Source organism: Rothia sp. HMSC069C10, from assembly GCF_001812205.1.
Lineage (GTDB): Bacteria > Actinomycetota > Actinomycetes > Actinomycetales > Micrococcaceae > Rothia > Rothia mucilaginosa.
In genome coordinates, this window is sequence record NZ_KV808305.1 from 236,513 (window position 1) to 251,651 (window position 15,139).

Consider the following 15,139-nt stretch of genomic DNA (forward strand, 5'->3'; position numbering starts at 1 on the left):
CCAGCCAGCCAGCCGAGAAACACGCGCCGGCGGCGCTAGAACGCATAGGTTCTAGGAACCGAAGCGGCGGGAACGGTTCGCGTAATCCCGCAGGGCACGCAGAAAATCAACGCGTGTGAAATCCGGCCACAGGGCGCGGCAGAAGTAAAACTCAGAATACGCACTCTGCCAGGTCATGAAACCGGACAGGCGCTGCTCGCCCGAAGTGCGAATCAGCAGGTCCGGGTCGGGCATATCGGCGGTGTACAGGTGCGAAGAAATATCCTCCACGCTCAGCTGTTCGGCAAGCGAGTCCAAGGATGCCCCCTCAGCGGCAGCCTCGCGCAGAACCGAGCGGACCGCGTCCACAATCTCCTGGCGGCCGCCGTAACCGACCGCAATGTTCACGCGAACACCGGGCAGGTGCGCAGTCTGCTCAATCGCCCAGTCCAGGCGCTCGTGCAGCTGGCGAGGAATCAGGTCAATATTGCCGATAGCGCGCACCGGACCGCAGGCGGACTCCACCAGACGCACCAAGAACGCATCAATCACAGCGACCAGACCGGTCAGTTCCTTCTCGGGGCGTTTCAGGTTCTCGGTGGAGAGCATGTACAGGCTCACCTGCGGAATCGACAGCTCCGTACACCAGGCGAGAAAATCAATAATTCGCTCCGCACCGGCGGCGTGGCCCTCACGGGTGCTCAAGCCGCGCTGAGCCGCCCAGCGGCGGTTACCGTCCACCAGCACTCCAATATGTGCCGGCAGGGATTCAGGGCTCAGCGAGTGCGCCAGAGCCTGCTCATAGACGGTAGGCTCAGTGACAGTGCCGGGGTTGCTGGCGTGGCCGTGCACAGTAATCACGGGCAGGGCGTTGGCGCTCATAGCTCATACCTCATTCGGCTGTCGTGGCAGATAATTCAGCGGGCTCATAACGAAAGAGTCCAAGCTCTTATTCTACGCCGCCGCGCCGTACCTTCGCGGCAATCAGCATCGCGGTTGGGCTGAGAATCGGCTCAAAATTTGTGGCGGCTGGTGGCGGTATCCGGGGTGCGTACAGGGGCTGCACGCATCGCGCGCCTAATAATAGTTGATGCCCTTCACCTACGACTCATATCGTGGGTGAAGGGCATCATTGTAACGCGCGGGGCGCTGCGCCCCAGCCTAGATAACGTAGTAGTCGCTCAGGCCCTCGTCCAGGCTAGATTCGGGCAGCTGAACCTCAGTATGCGAGGCGGCCAGCGTGTAGTCCTCCCAGGGCCAAATGTCCTTCAGCTGTTCACTGGGAACGGCGAAGAACACGCCGTTCGGGTCCACCTGCGAGGCGTGCGCGCGCAAAGCCTGATCGCGCTGCTCAAAGTGCTCGTGAACCAGGATGCGGGTCGTAGTCTCGTGGCGAGGTGCCTCCCCCGAGGAGGCGCGGTGCGCGAGGTTCTCAATCCAGCCGCTCAGCAGGCTCTCACCGTGCGTATCGAGCAGATGCTCGTGCAGGGCGAGGGTGCGTTCGGGGTTGAATGCGCGGTCGTAGTAGAGCTTCAGTGGGGTCCAGGGCTCACCCTCACCCACGTAGGCTTCCGGGTCGCCTGCCTTCTCGAATGCTTCCACGGCAACCTTGTGGGTCATGATGTGGTCGGGGTGCGGGTAACCGCCGATCTCGTCATAGGTGATGATGATGTGGGGGCGGTACTCACGCACCAGACGCACGAGCGGCGCGGCGGCACGGTCCAGGGGCATGGTGCCAAAGCTACCGAAGGGAAGCGGCGGCATGGGGTCGCCCTCGGGCAGACCCGAGTCGAAGAAGCCAATCCAGCGGTGCTCAATACCCATAATCTCGCGGGCAGCCGCCATCTCAGCACGACGCAGACCCGGCAGGTCACGGTGCGCACGCGGGCTCTTATCGACCTCCCCATTCAGGATGTCACCGCGCTCGCCGCCGGTCATCGTCGCCACCATGAAGCGGGCACCACGGGCAATATACGCCGAGGCGGTACCGGCGCCCTTGGAGGACTCGTCGTCCGGGTGGGCGTGCACCGCGAGGATACGCAGACCGGTGTAGTCCTCCTCCAGCGGTTTGAGGGAGTCCACGGGAGGGTGAGTCGGCAGGTTTGCCTTCAGCTGTTCAATGGCTTCGCTCACGGTGGTCTCCTTTAGGTGATGCGCCAGGGGGTCGATGATGTGTCTGTGACTCGCGAATACGAGCGCTACACGGCAGAAATTTTACGGTTGTAGCTTCTCGTATGATACCCAAGGATAGCGCCGGTACACTAGCGCAGATGACGCCGTGTGACATCGTGAAACATGCCGTCATATCAGCAGATTCTTGGGCATGAAACAGGCTGATGCTGGCGGAGCGTTCAGCTACAGGCGTGCGTACCGACGAAGATGCGCTCAGAGGGGAAGATACGACCGGCATAACAGCCGAAAATCCTCCGGTGCTCTAGAATAGGTCTGTTGATTCATTCCGTTACCGGCACCTCCGCGCATTGAACGCGGCACGCGGTAGCGGGTTTATTCGTTTCGCACCGGCAGAGCCGGCGCATAAGCAAAGGACACGCATGGCTGAAAACACCGGTGCATGGCTCACTCAGGATGCCTTCGACCGCCTCACCCAGGAGCTGGAGTACCTCTCCGGCCCGTACCGCCAGGAAATCGTTGACCGCATCGCGCAGGCACGCGATGAGGGTGACCTCCGCGAGAACGGCGGCTACCACGCCGCCCGCGACGAGCAGGCTAAGAACGAAGCTCGCATCAAGCAGCTCAAGCACCTGCTGGAAACCGCGCACATCGGCGACACTCCTGCTGACGACGGCGTGGTAGAACACGGCATGGTTATCGAAGCTGAGGTTGCCGGCCGCACCCTGAAGTTCCTGCTCGGCTCCCGCGAAATTGAGGACACTCTGCCGGCAGGTAGCGACCTGAAGGTCTTCTCCGAGAAGTCGCCGCTGGGTGCCGCAATCATGGGCGCTAAGCAGGGCGACGAGGTCACCTACACCGCTCCGAACGGTAAGGAATTGAGCGCCAAGATTATCTCCGCAACCCCCTACCAGGGCTAAGAGATTAGAGCTAAGAGACAGCGCTAGATATAAAACAAACAGTGCGGGGTGCTGACCATCAACGGTCAGCACCCCGCACTGTTTTTGTCTATTCTCGCGTTCTGCCTATACGTCGCAGGCGCACCTATTACAGCTCGTCGGCTAATAAATATATCGGCTTAGTAGACGATGATGGGCTTGAAACCCTCATCCTCCAGGACAGAAATCACCTGGCGGCAATGCTCCACGCCCTTGGTTTCCATGTCGATGGTAATCGACACATCACCCATGGACAGCGAACCACCCACACGGGTGTGATCCACACCGGTCACGTTCGCATCATTCTCAGAAATAATGCGGGAAATGGTCGCCAGCTCACCCGGACGGTCAGACAGCATCATCTTCACGGTCATGTAGCGGCCAGCCGCAGACAGACCGCGCTGAATCACCTTCAGCATCAGCATCGGGTCAATATTGCCGCCGGAGAGCACACACACGACCGTACCCAGGTCGCCGTACTCTTCCTTCAGCTTGCCGTTCATCAGCGCAGCCACGGGCACCGAACCGGCAGGCTCCACCACAAGCTTGTTACGTTCCATCAGGAAGATCAGGGCGCGAGCGATATCGTCTTCACTCACGGTCGCCACATCGTCTACCAGCTCCTTAATGATGGAGAAAGGCATCTGGCCGGGGCGACCCACCGCAATACCATCAGCGATGGTGGAAACCTTCTTTAGCGGCACCAGAGCATCCGCAGCCAGCGACAGCGGGTACGCCGCCGCGTGCTCCGCCTGAACACCAATAATCTTGATCTTCTTACCGAGCTTCTGCTCCTTCGCGCGGATAGCAGCGGACAGACCAGCAAGCAGACCGCCGCCGCCAACACCCACAATCACGGTGTCAACGTCCGGAACCTGCTCCAGGATTTCCAGACCGATAGTGCCCTGGCCGGCAATAATGTCTTCATTGTCGAAGGGGTGCACGAACACCGCGCCGGTCTCTTCGGCGTAGCGCTTCGCCTCCGCCAGAGCCTCATCCACGGTCACGCCGTGCAGCTCAACCTCAGCGCCGTGATCGCGGGTCGCGGTAATCTTCGGCAGCGCCGCACCCAGCGGCATGTAAATACGGGCCTTAATGCCCAGACGGTCAGCAGCCAGAGCCACACCCTGAGCGTGGTTACCCGCGCTCGCAGCCACAACGCCGCGCTTCTTCTCCTCCTCAGAAAGCTTCGCCATACGCACGTACGCACCGCGCACCTTGAAGGAACCGGCACGCTGCAGGTTCTCGCACTTGAAGAAAACCTCTGAACCGAGGCGCTGGCTCAGCGCACGCGAATGAGCGACGGGGGTGCGTTCAATAACGCCTTCGAGCAGCTCTGCGGCACGTTCAATGTCGGTGAGGGTCACGGGCAGGGAGTCGAGATCTACGCTCACGAGGTTTCCATTCTGACGGTGCGTTGTCCCGCGGGCGCGGGATGGTGATGTATTGCTCATCCCATTTTAGAGGATGGGTACAGCGAAGGGGGCTACCCGGTCGCAAGTAGCCCCCTGGCGAGACACCGCCGTAGACGGCATCGCGGCCGGCGGTATCGCCGGGACGAGTTAGCGGTGCGTTATCGAGGGTGGCGGGGTGCCCTACGCCAAAACCTCCCGCTCGATGCAGGCCCCTAGTCTTCGGAGGAGTCCGAAGCCTCGGAAGCCTGGTTCTCAGGCTCCTCAGCCTTCTGACGGCTCGGCACCCGGGAGGCCAGATTCTTGACGCTCTCCTGCCGTTCCTGGGCCTTCTCCTCAGCCTGCTCGCGGCGAGCCACCTCGTGCGGGAAGAGGAACTCCTCCTCACGAGGTGCTTCCTTCTCCCAGTCACGGTTCGCCAGGTAACGCACCACCGCGTTGACCACAGCCAGAGTCGGCACAGCGAACAGAGCACCCACCGCACCAAAAATCATGGATCCACCAGCCACCGAGAAAATAACCGCCAGCGGGTGCAGGGAGACAGCCTTACCCATAATGAGCGGCTGCAGAATGTGGGATTCGAGCTGCTGAACCAGCAGAACAATACCGAGCATAATCAGCGCCTGCACCGGGCCCAGAGCAACCAGCGCCAGCAGCACAGCCACAGCACCGGAAATGAGAGCACCAATCACCGGAACGAAGGAGCCGAGGAAGACCAGCACACCCAGCGGGATAGCCAGCGGCACGCCCAGAATTGCGGCACCAATGCCAATGCCGATAGCGTCAATAGCCGCCACCAGAATCTGAACGCGCACGTACGCGCCCAGGGACTTCCAACCCGCACGACCCGCACCGTTGACGGCGGCACGCGCATCCTTCGGGAAGAGGCGGGTGACGAACAGCCAGATACGCTCGCCCTCCATCAGGAAGAAGACCAGGGTAAACAGGGTCAACAGGGTGCCGGTTGCAACCTCAGCCGCAGTCGAACCCACCCGAGACACACCGTGCAGCACGGAGCTGGGGTTATTGGTTGCAGCACTCTCCATCTGTTCCAGCAGCTGGTTCAGCTGGTCTGCACCGAACTCGTAACCGAGGTCCTTCAGCCAACCAATCAGCTGCTGGTAGCCCTGCATCGCCTTATCCGCCATGGACACAAAACCGCGCAGAATCTGCTGACCGGTCAGCGAAATAATACCGGCGAGCACCAGAATCATACCGATTTCGGCAATAGCCGCCGCGCCACCGGCACGAACGCCCTTCTTACGCAGAAGCATCACGGCGGGGCTCAGCAGAGCCGCCAGCAGCAGAGCCACCAGAAGAGAAATAACCAGCAGGGAGACGTGCCCCAGGCCCTTCCAAAGGATCCAACCGGCACCGGCAATCATAATGATGCGCCACGCCCAAGCACCAGCAACTTCCATAGCAAAAGGCACCCGGTAGCCGCGCTTCTCCTCGGCTACATGTTCTTCTGCAATAGGTGTAATTTTCACGGTGTCTCCAAATCGTTATCGGTGTCGCGCCCGCGCGGGGCAGCTTCGGCTGCCCCAGCGGAAGGCGGTATGTGGTGATGTTGTTGCGCCCCTCCCCTGCGCCTCGATACATCGGGGAAGTAAAGCGGCAAAGGCGGCGGCACCATCACGGTACCGCCGCCTCATAACGAGCTTTAGTCGTTGCTAAAGATGCTTGCCAGGTACATGAGAACACGCAGGATCTCAACGTACAGCCAGACCAGAGAAGCGGTCAGGCCGAATGCAAGACGCCAGGACTCACGCTCGGGCAGGCCAGCCTCCACAGCCTCGGAGGTGGTGGTGAAGTCCAGCAGCAGCGAGTAGGTTGCCAGCGCAACAGCGAACAGACCAACCACCAGGCCCAGCGGAATACCACCAATAGAGAAGCTGTTCAGCGAGGAACCGAAGATACCCGCGGTCAGCATGGACACCAGGCCGTAACCCAGGTAGCTGAGCGCACCAATCATGAAAATCTTATTCAGCTTGGGGGTTGCGCGCAACTTACCGTTCGCAAACAGAGCCAGGGTGGTACCTGCAACCACGAGGGTTGCCAGAACCGCCTGAATTGCCACGCCGGGGTAGCGCATATCCACAACTGCGGACAGGCCGCCGAGCAGCAGGCCTTCCATGAGCGCGTAGGTCATGACCAGGACCGGGGAAACCTTCTTCTTGAAGGAGTTCACCAGACCCAGCACCAGGCCGCCAACCATGCCCAGGAGCAGCAGCACCGGTGCATGCCATGCAACGGCGGCACCGACAGCGACCAGACCCAGGTTGATACCGGTCTTGACCATGACATCGTTCATGGTCAGACGCTCACCTGCGGAAATGGGCTCCGAGTAGGTGGGAGCCGCTACGCCGTAGTCAGCCTCACCGTACGGCTGGCCGTACTGTGCCTGCTGGTCATACTGGGGCTGGCCGTACTGCTGACCATAGGGCTGCTGACCGTACTGGGGCTGACCGTATGCGTTCTGACCGTAGCCCTGCTGGCCGTACTGGCCGTAGGACTGCTGACCGTACTGACCGTAAGTCTGCTGGCCGTAGCCCTGCTGCTGACCGTACGCCTGCTGGTTGTTCTGCTGAGACTGCGCACCAAAGCGACCGAAACGAGAGTCACCCTGAGTGGCATTCTTCGTCATTGAATTCAGAAGCGGATTTCCCGCCATCATTCTCTCCTTCATACGGGGACAAAACTAATTCTTGTTAATTCTATCGGATAGATTCTGCGCTCACGGGCGCTGTTCGTTACCAGCAAGCGCATCTGGCGACCTTGCCAGAATATTTCAGGGCGGTGTTTACCTGAGGTTCACCCAAGTCCACACCGCCCCGCACGCAAACGCTTCTGTGTGCCTCTTCGTGAAGTCTCTATTGCGAAGCTTCCAAACGATCCAGGAGCTGCTCCAGATAATCCAGAACTGCTTGCTCCTCGTTCGAGCCGATCACCTCGTCAGCAGCATTCCGCACAACCTCCGGGGCGTTAGACATAGCAACACCCCAGCCCGCATAGCGGAGCATCTCCATGTCATTCTCACCGTCACCGAAAGCGAGAATACCCTCCGGGTCGGCGTTCAGGCGCTCACACAGGTCCTTCAGACCGGTTGCCTTGTTGACGCCGGTGCGCACCAAGTCGATGGCGCCAAAGCCGCTGACCATCGGGGTAACGGTCTGCGGAAGAACCTCACGCAAGTAGACGCTCAGTTGCTGGGTCTGCTTCGGAGGGGTCAGCAGCGGGAACTTGATGGGGACGCCCTCAAAATCCTCAATGGAGTCAATCATGACCGAGCCAGGGAAGAAGAACGCCGCAAAATCCTCCAGGGTGAGGGTCTCGGGGAGTTCCTGACCGGTGTCTTCAAAATAGCCGCGAATCATGTGCACAATCTGATCGCAACGATCCTTGGGCAGGTAAATACCCTCGGTGGTGCACACCAGCAGACCGATCTGGTCCAGCCCCTGCACTACCTCAATAATGCGCGGGATATCCTCTTCCTCAAAGGGATGCACGGCAAGCTGACCGCTGTCATCGGCGAGGTACGCGCCGTTCTCAGCAATGTAGGTGAGGCCCTGGTCCTCGAAACCGCGCATATAGTCCTGTAGCTTGGCATGGGTATTTCCGCTCGCCACGACGAAGTGGATTCCATGCGCCTGCAGGCGGGGCAGGATGCGCGCGAACCGTTCGGTGTCGAAGGTTTTGGAGTCGGTGAGGAAGGTGCCGTCCATATCGACGGCAATGATGGAGGGTTTAGTCTGCATGCTGTGCCTTTCTGACTCTGCTCCCCCGTTCAGGCAGGGGTGCGTCTGTGGCTGTGTCTCTTTATAGGGTCTCACGTTTTTTGAGCTCCGGAAGACGGTTCGCGGGTGTTTTAGGGCGTGGAGCCCCGTCACAAAACGTCATCTAAACCCCCTGTTTTGCACTCTTTTTCTCCACAAACTAGACTTACTTGAAGTGTAAAACTTTACTTGTCAAGCTTGAAGGCATGAACAACACCACGAAATACAGCGGCGCAGGCAAGTTCTCCATCGACGCGCTCGTGACCGCGCGCCGCAAGTAAGCTTTGAACCGCCTCCTGCCTCCACACATGACCGAGGCAGGCAATCACCTGCAGGTTCACCAGACTTCACCGCCAGCCGTCCTGATTCCGGCAGAGGACGAGCTCTTCTATCCGCGGTGAAGAGAGTGCGCGGAATGCCATAGCCCGCACCGCCACTCCACGATGCCCCCGATAGTATGGGTCGGGGGCATCGCCTTTTCACCCCCACAAAACCCCAGATATGTAAACCTTCAGATACGCAAGCGGCGGCCCCTCCCCCACGGGAAGAGCCGCCGCCCATCTATACCGCACATCTACGCGCGTCTATGCTGTGCCCCCACTGGGACTCGAACCCAGAACACAAGGATTTTAAGTCCTCTGTCTCTGCCAATTGGACTATGAGGGCGTATCCCGAACAGTCCGGGACACAAGTAATTATTATTCCACGAAAACGCACTCGAACCTAAGCGGAAACACATTTCAAGCAGTTCCCCGCACCCTGCCTCAGCAAGCATCATGCAAAAGCACCGGTGGGCGGCTAAGCTAGACAGCTCGCAAGCACCCAGGCGCAGAATAGGCGGTGCAGAAGACTAAGGTCTTCCACACCGCCCATTGCTTTATCTCAAATGCGCTATCTCAGGGGCATACCCCTAAGTCAGGCTATTTTAGAGCTTTGCCTTCTGGCGTGCCGGTGCAGTACCGGTTGCTTCCTGGAATGCCAGGCGCGGGGAGCGCTGGTGGCGAATCGAGGAGGTGTCGCGGCCGAAGATCTGGTTCAGAGCCCAGGTGGTCATAACGCGAACGGTACGCTCGGTGGTGGGGATTGCAGAGCCGTGGTAGCCGCGGTGCATGATCCATGCCAGCGGACCGCCAATGGTCTTGCCCTTGAAGTTTGCAACGCCCTTCCACAGGCCCAGACCTGCCACAACACCAATGGTCTCGTGGTAGTAGTCGGTCAGAGGCTCGCCGCGGCGAGCAGCCAGCAGGTTCTTAGCCAGAACAACAGCCTGGCGGGAAGCGTGCTGAGCGTTGGGAACGCAGAAGCCGCCCACGCCGCCACCGGAAAGGTCCGGAACAGCAGCGTTGTCGCCTGCAGCCCAAGCACCCTCGACCACACCGTCGTCACCGGTGACGCGAAGGTCTGCGCCCACGCGAACGCGGCCACGCTCGTCGATCGGGAAGTCGGTGTTCTTCAGCATCGGGGATGCTGCCACACCTGCGGTCCAGATGAGGGTATCGGTCTTAATCTCGCCTGCGGGGGACTTGTCAGCCATGTTGATCAGCTGCAGGTTGCCGTCGGTTGCGTCGGAGAGGGAGGTATTCAGCAGGATCTCGATGCCGCGTGCACGCAGCTCTGCAACGACCTTCTCGGCACGGTCTGCGGGAACCTCGGGCATGATGCGCGGTGCAGCCTCAACCATGACGAAGTGCAGGTCAGAAACGGAGAGACGCTCGTTGCGCTCCACAGCAACGCGTGCCATGTCCTCGAGCTCGGAGATAGTCTCAACGCCAGCGAAGCCACCACCAACAACAACGAAGGTCAGGGCGCGGCGGCGAGCTTCAGCGTCGGACAGCATGGATGCAACCTCGATGCGGTCCAGAACCCAGTTACGAACAGAGACTGCCTCTTCAATGGTCTTCAGACCGATAGCAACCTCTGCCAGACCCGGAATCGGGAATGCACGGGTCACAGCGCCTGCGCCGAGAACAATCTCGTCGTACTTCAGCTCGAAGGGCTCACCGTTGTCGGTGGGCTCAACAACAGCGGTGCGGTTTGCGTGGTCGATGGAGACAACGCGGCCGGGAATCAGCTCGGTGTCGCGCAGGTGCTGGCGCAGCGGCACAGTTGCGTTACGGCCTTCCATGGAACCTGCTGCAACCTCAGGGAGGAAGGGCTGGTAAGTCATGTAGGGGTTCGGCTCAACGATGGTGACGACGCCACCGGTCTCCTTGATAGCCTTCTGAATCTTCTTAGCAACGGTGAAGCCGACGTAGCCGCCACCGACGATCAGGACGCGAGGACGGTCCTGTGCCACCTTAGTGAATGCCATTTTGTTACTTCCTAGTCTTTAGGTACCGAGGTTCGGTAGCCCCGGTAGGTTGATATGTGCAACTTTCGGCTCGTTCCGAAAGCTCCCCTGACGAACAAAGCGGCTCGCTCTGGAAGTCCTTGCGCAACGCGAAGTGGCTAGCAGCACGAGCCTGTCTATCACATACCTGTTGTCTTTTATTTTACGCCTTTGTTTAGGTGATTTCGCACTTATGGCCCCTTTGAGCTGACCCTAAGTTAAAAGTTTTGAAGATATGAACAGGGTTCATCTCGTGATGTGGATTACGGTCTAAATCACTCTTTCCGTTTTTTGCGCGGTATGTTCGATATTTTCGTTTATTGGGGTGTTCCCCCGTCGAAAGCCAGCCCCCGCATCACAAAGCCCGGGACTAACTCAAAAGTCAGCCCCGGGCGAACAGAAAAACGCAATCAAACGATGCTAACGAGAGGTCCGGCGAGCGCCCCGACGTGAACCCTGATGAGAACCCGGATGATGCGCCGCCGCACGAGCCATCCGCGCAGCCTCACCCGCACTTACATGCAGCCTGTGCAAACGATGCACCGAACCAGCCGTAATAATCGTCAGCCACAGCGTCAAAGCCGCCAAAATCACCGGCGGCAACCAGCCACGATCCTCCGGAGGGCGACGCGCATCCGGCGCAGCCGCCTTCACAATGCTCTCACCCTCCTCATGCACCGGAGCAGCATCACTCGGAGTCGGCTCACTCACCTGCTGCTTACGATGCACCGCAATCCACTCAGAAATCGAACCCAGCGGATTCGCCGTCACCTTAGGCGCAGGCAAAGCCATCGCATCCTGCGGGTTAAACACACCGTAGCCGTACAACGGGTCACGGCCCGTCGCACCAGCATCATCAGCCGAAGCAATCAAACGCTGAGCCAGCTGAGCCGCCGACTCCTGCGGATACTTCTGCTTCAACAACGCCGCAACGCCCGTCACCAGAGGGGCTGCCGCCGAAGAACCCGACCACAGCATGTACCCATTACCGGGAGCCGCCGCAATCATATCCGTACTCGGAGCAACCACAGCAATCGAAATGCCCTGAGTCGACGAGCCCTCAGAAACCTGCTTATTCCGGTCAATACCACCCACCGTCAACACGCCAGGAATCGTCGCCGGAGCACCAACCTGAGTCAAGCCGCTACCACGGTTACCCGCAGCCGCAACAATCAGCACGCCCTTCTGCTCAGCGTAGGCAAACGCCTCATCCCAGCTCTGCGGCCAGCTCGTCTTATTCGAACCAATCGACATGTTAATAATCTGAGCCCCGTGGTCGACCGCGTAGCGCACCGCCGCAGGAATCTGCTCATCAATGCTCTTGCCGCCGGTCGTACCCATATTCAGCGAAATCGGCAGAATCTTCACCTCGGGAGCCACACCAATCATGCCGGTCGGTTTACCCGGCTGACCCGCAATCGCAGAGTAACCCTGCGTATCGTGACCGTGACCGGCAATCAGAGAAGCAACCTCCGTGCCGTGCATCGGCTCAGCACCCAGGCCCTTCCAGCCGTCCTCGCTACCCACGCCCGAGACATCGGTACCACGCAGCACGTTACCCTCAAGATCCGGGTGGGTACCATCCACGCCCGTATCAATTACGGCAACCGTCACGCCCTTACCCGTAGCCTGCGACCACAGCGACGTAATACCGTACTCCTTCAGCCAGTACTCGCGGTGACGTACATCGTCGCCATTTGCCGTATCCGCACCCTGACTTGGAGTTGCCGAGGTCTTCGGCACCGCAGTACCCGACGGCGAAGGAGTCGCCGTCACCTCCCTCTTCGGGCTCGGGGACGCAGAAGCTGAAGGCGTCGGGTCAGTCGCCCACGCAGCAGGCGCCAGCGGGGTCCACAACGGCAGAAGAGTCAACGCGGCGCTGGCACCCAAAGCAGCAACCTTGCGGGCGCGGCGAGAGGCACCTCGATCAGCAAAAACCGAGGCGCGCACACCACATACACGAGACGCAGAGGCAAAAGACGGCACAAAAGACCAGCCAGTCAGGGGCGTACCTCGCCGATGCTCAGAACGAAGATGCTCAGAACGAACCATTAAAACTCCTCAAGCTGAGCCGCGCCGTGAACCACCATCGGTTCACGGCGCGAGCGCTCAAGCCTACAGCTGGGACAGAGCGATACCGTCCAGAATGTCGTGCTCGCTGACGGTCACCGAATCAACGGCACCGTCAGTCATCTCATTCAGACGGGTCAGGATGCGGGCGTAAATCGTCGCACCGGCACCAATCACATCCACCCGGCCCGGGTGCATGTATCCGAGTTCCTCGCGCTCGGTACGGCTCAGCGAAGCCAACCAGCGGGCAGTCTTCTGAACGGTCTCCACGGAGAAGCTCTGAGCGTTAATAGCCTCAGAATCGTAGCGGTCCAGGCCCAGGGCAGCGGCAGCTACAGTGGTTGCGGTACCAGCCACAGCCACCACGCGGCGTGCATCCTGCAGGGGCACAGTCTTACGCGCCACCTCGAGAGCCTCATCAGTATCAGCCTCAACGCGGGCAATCTGCGACTCAGTCGACGGAGCGCTCATCATGTGACGCTCAGTCAGACGCACACAACCGATATTGACGCTGCGCGAAGCCTTCACGCCCGACTCGTCACCGAGCACGAATTCGGTCGAGCCACCGCCCAGGTCGAACACCAGGGTGTCGCCATCGCCGTAACCGACAGCGCGCACCGCGCCTGCGAATGACAGCGCAGCTTCCTCATCACCGCTGATGACCTCGGGCTCAATGCCCAGAATCTCGCGGATACCGTCCACGAATACCTGGCGGTTACCCGCATCGCGGGTCGCACTGGTCGCCACGAAACGCACCGAATCCGCGCCGTGCTCCTTCAGCAGCTGCGCATACTCACGAGCCGCAGCGAAAGTACGGTCCAGCGCCTCCTGCGCCAGCCAGCCGGTCGCGTCCACACCCTGACCCAGACGCACAATGCGCATCTCACGCACAACGTCCTTCAGGACGGTCTTCTCGACCCCGTCCACCACCTCAGTAGTGGAATCAGCAATCAGCAGGCGAATAGAGTTCGTACCGCAGTCAATCGCACCAACGCGCACGGTGGGTTCCTTTCAGGTCTTCAATACCAATCAGTGCCAAAGGCACAGCGAGCGCCGCATGCGAAAACTTTTCGCTTTTCGGCGCTCTTTCTTCTATCTATTATGCGCCCGCACCGTCCCTTACGACGATGCGGGCGCACCAGAATCAATATTTAGGCTTCTTCACGCCACGCGGGGTCGCAGGAGCAGACCTCGGGGGTCCACCACTCGGCGATAGCGTCCAGGCCGCGGTCACCCATCGGGTTCACGCCGCGCCCCACCGACAGGGTGTGGCCGATAACGGCGTGCAGGCACTTCACACGGGTCGGCATGCCGCCGGCAGAGATGCCGTCAATCTCCGGGACCTCTTCAGTGCCGCTGATCAGGCGGATGCGCTCACGCTCAGCCAGGTAGTTCTCGTGTGCGGCAGCGTACTGTGCCGCCAGGTCCGCGTCCTCAGCCAGCGAGTCGGTCATCTCGTACATCAGGCCGCCCGCCTCCAGGCGGGAAGCCGCAGCGGTAATCACCGGATGCGCCAGGTAGAAAACGGTCGGGAAGGGGGTGCCGTTGCTCAGGCGCGGCGCGGTAGCAGCCACGAGCGGGTTACCGCACACGCAGCGTGCCGGAATCTCAATCACGTCGCGGACCTTACGGCCCAGCTGCGCGGAGAGAACACGGATGTCCTGCTCGGTGGGGGTCAGGGTTTCAACAGTTACGCCGAAGCCGCCGGGGGTGCGTGCCTTCAGCTCTTCAATGGTGTTTTCGGTGCTCATAATCCTAAGTTTCTGGTACGAGGGGTCACCTCGTCCGCTTATGCCGGGTGCTTGCCAGGGCGGGGGTTCCTGCCGGTGGCTGGGGCTAGTTCTTCTCGAGAGAATTCCAAACCTTCGTGGTCCAGGCTTCCTCGGGGGCGTTCTTCGCGTTCGCAGAAGTACCGTCCGCCTTCGTGGAGTCCTCGGTAATGCCGGTGACCACGTAGGGGGTGTCGCCGGGGTTCACATAGTAGAGGCGGCTACGTGCCTGCTGACGAACGTAGTTGTCGTCGTTCCACCAGGTCTGCTCCGCCTTCAGCTGGGCGTTCTCCTGTTGCAGCTGGGAAATGTGCGTGTTGATCTGCTTGATTTCCCGGTCCTGGTCAATGTAGGTGACCACCGGGTATGCGGTACCGAGCGCAATCACGCCCACCACAACAGCGGTCAGGAAGCTACGACCGGAGAACATATGAGCCGCCACGGGGGCATCGTATCCGTCTTCTTCACGGCCCTGTTGGGCTGCGGCGCGGCGGCGGGCACGTTCCTCACGGCGAGCCTGCGCCTGACGTTCACGCTCAGGGTGACGCTCGCTCAAACCCACGCCGAAGAAAAGGGCACTAGCCTTTTTCATCAGGGAGGTGCGGGCTTCCTTAGCGGCGCCACGCGGCGCATCGGAGGCGGTAGCGCCCTGAGCGGGTGCAGTGGAACTCGTAGAGTGCGACCGGGTCTGCTGGTTTGCTCGCTGGCTCATTGCTCTATCCCTCGTTCCATTCTG

At 60.3% G+C, this 15,139-nt stretch carries 12 protein-coding genes and 1 tRNA gene; 1 reads left to right on the forward strand and 12 read right to left on the reverse strand.

Going from position 1 to position 15,139, the window contains the following annotated elements; genetic code table 11:
• Positions 1–51: 51 nt before the first annotated feature.
• Together uppS and mca are read right to left on the reverse strand one after the other, a co-directional pair.
• Entirely contained in the window at positions 52–861 is an 810-nt protein-coding gene (uppS, locus tag HMPREF2842_RS08245) for a polyprenyl diphosphate synthase (RefSeq protein ID WP_070644154.1), read from the reverse strand.
• Between the two features lie 279 nt (positions 862–1,140).
• Positions 1,141–2,112, reverse strand: a complete 972-nt coding sequence (gene mca / locus HMPREF2842_RS08250; RefSeq protein WP_070644159.1) for a mycothiol conjugate amidase Mca — start codon at positions 2,110–2,112, stop codon at positions 1,141–1,143.
• Between the two features lie 419 nt (positions 2,113–2,531).
• Here mca and greA point away from each other — a divergent pair, with 419 nt between their 5' ends.
• On the forward strand, positions 2,532–3,029 hold the full coding sequence (gene greA / locus HMPREF2842_RS08255; RefSeq protein WP_044150727.1) for a transcription elongation factor GreA: 498 nt from the start codon (positions 2,532–2,534) through the stop codon (positions 3,027–3,029).
• Positions 3,030–3,187: 158 nt separating this feature from the next.
• Here greA and ilvA read toward each other — a convergent pair whose 3' ends face one another.
• The 10 genes from ilvA to HMPREF2842_RS08305 form a co-directional block, all read right to left on the reverse strand.
• On the reverse strand, positions 3,188–4,441 hold the full coding sequence (ilvA, locus tag HMPREF2842_RS08260) for a threonine ammonia-lyase (protein ID WP_070644165.1): 1,254 nt from the start codon (positions 4,439–4,441) through the stop codon (positions 3,188–3,190).
• A 233-nt stretch (positions 4,442–4,674) separates the two neighbouring features.
• The gene (locus tag HMPREF2842_RS08265) at positions 4,675–5,949 is read right to left on the reverse strand and encodes an AI-2E family transporter (protein WP_049358313.1); all 1,275 of its coding nucleotides are present in this window, start codon (positions 5,947–5,949) and stop codon (positions 4,675–4,677) included.
• Positions 5,950–6,122: 173 nt separating this feature from the next.
• On the reverse strand, positions 6,123–7,133 hold the full coding sequence (locus HMPREF2842_RS08270) for a Bax inhibitor-1/YccA family protein (protein ID WP_070644167.1): 1,011 nt from the start codon (positions 7,131–7,133) through the stop codon (positions 6,123–6,125).
• Positions 7,134–7,332: 199 nt separating this feature from the next.
• Positions 7,333–8,217, reverse strand: coding sequence for a Cof-type HAD-IIB family hydrolase (locus HMPREF2842_RS08275; RefSeq protein ID WP_070644170.1), 885 nt, complete (start codon positions 8,215–8,217; stop codon positions 7,333–7,335).
• Positions 8,218–8,827: 610 nt separating this feature from the next.
• A tRNA-Leu gene (locus tag HMPREF2842_RS08280) sits at positions 8,828–8,901 on the reverse strand.
• Positions 8,902–9,160: 259 nt separating this feature from the next.
• Complete coding sequence (locus HMPREF2842_RS08285; RefSeq protein ID WP_049341518.1) at positions 9,161–10,546, reverse strand: NAD(P)/FAD-dependent oxidoreductase; 1,386 nt, start codon at positions 10,544–10,546, stop codon at positions 9,161–9,163.
• A gap of 438 nt (positions 10,547–10,984) precedes the next feature.
• The gene (locus HMPREF2842_RS08290; RefSeq protein WP_070644174.1) at positions 10,985–12,616 is read right to left on the reverse strand and encodes a S8 family peptidase; all 1,632 of its coding nucleotides are present in this window, start codon (positions 12,614–12,616) and stop codon (positions 10,985–10,987) included.
• A gap of 63 nt (positions 12,617–12,679) precedes the next feature.
• Positions 12,680–13,633 carry a Ppx/GppA phosphatase family protein gene (locus tag HMPREF2842_RS08295; protein ID WP_070644178.1) on the reverse strand — a complete coding sequence of 318 codons (954 nt, stop codon included), beginning with the start codon at positions 13,631–13,633 and terminating at the stop codon, positions 12,680–12,682.
• A 152-nt stretch (positions 13,634–13,785) separates the two neighbouring features.
• Positions 13,786–14,385: a DUF501 domain-containing protein gene (locus HMPREF2842_RS08300; RefSeq protein WP_049341514.1), complete on the reverse strand. Its 600-nt coding sequence runs from the start codon at positions 14,383–14,385 to the stop codon at positions 13,786–13,788.
• Positions 14,386–14,470: 85 nt separating this feature from the next.
• Positions 14,471–15,115 carry a septum formation initiator family protein gene (locus tag HMPREF2842_RS08305; RefSeq protein WP_070644182.1) on the reverse strand — a complete coding sequence of 215 codons (645 nt, stop codon included), beginning with the start codon at positions 15,113–15,115 and terminating at the stop codon, positions 14,471–14,473.
• Positions 15,116–15,139 lie beyond the last annotated feature (24 nt).

Bases quoted from the DNA above. Each gene is read 5' to 3' on its own strand.
- uppS (WP_070644154.1), bottom strand. From the start codon at position 861: ATGAGCGCCAACGCCCTGCCCGTGATTACTGTGCACGGCCACGCCAGC.
- greA (WP_044150727.1), top strand. From the start codon at position 2,532: ATGGCTGAAAACACCGGTGCATGGCTCACTCAGGATGCCTTCGACCGC.
- HMPREF2842_RS08270 (WP_070644167.1), bottom strand. From the start codon at position 7,133: ATGGCGGGAAATCCGCTTCTGAATTCAATGACGAAGAATGCCACTCAG.
- HMPREF2842_RS08275 (WP_070644170.1), bottom strand. From the start codon at position 8,217: ATGCAGACTAAACCCTCCATCATTGCCGTCGATATGGACGGCACCTTC.
- HMPREF2842_RS08285 (WP_049341518.1), bottom strand. From the start codon at position 10,546: ATGGCATTCACTAAGGTGGCACAGGACCGTCCTCGCGTCCTGATCGTC.
- HMPREF2842_RS08290 (WP_070644174.1), bottom strand. From the start codon at position 12,616: ATGGTTCGTTCTGAGCATCTTCGTTCTGAGCATCGGCGAGGTACGCCC.
- HMPREF2842_RS08300 (WP_049341514.1), bottom strand. From the start codon at position 14,385: ATGAGCACCGAAAACACCATTGAAGAGCTGAAGGCACGCACCCCCGGC.
- HMPREF2842_RS08305 (WP_070644182.1), bottom strand. From the start codon at position 15,115: ATGAGCCAGCGAGCAAACCAGCAGACCCGGTCGCACTCTACGAGTTCC.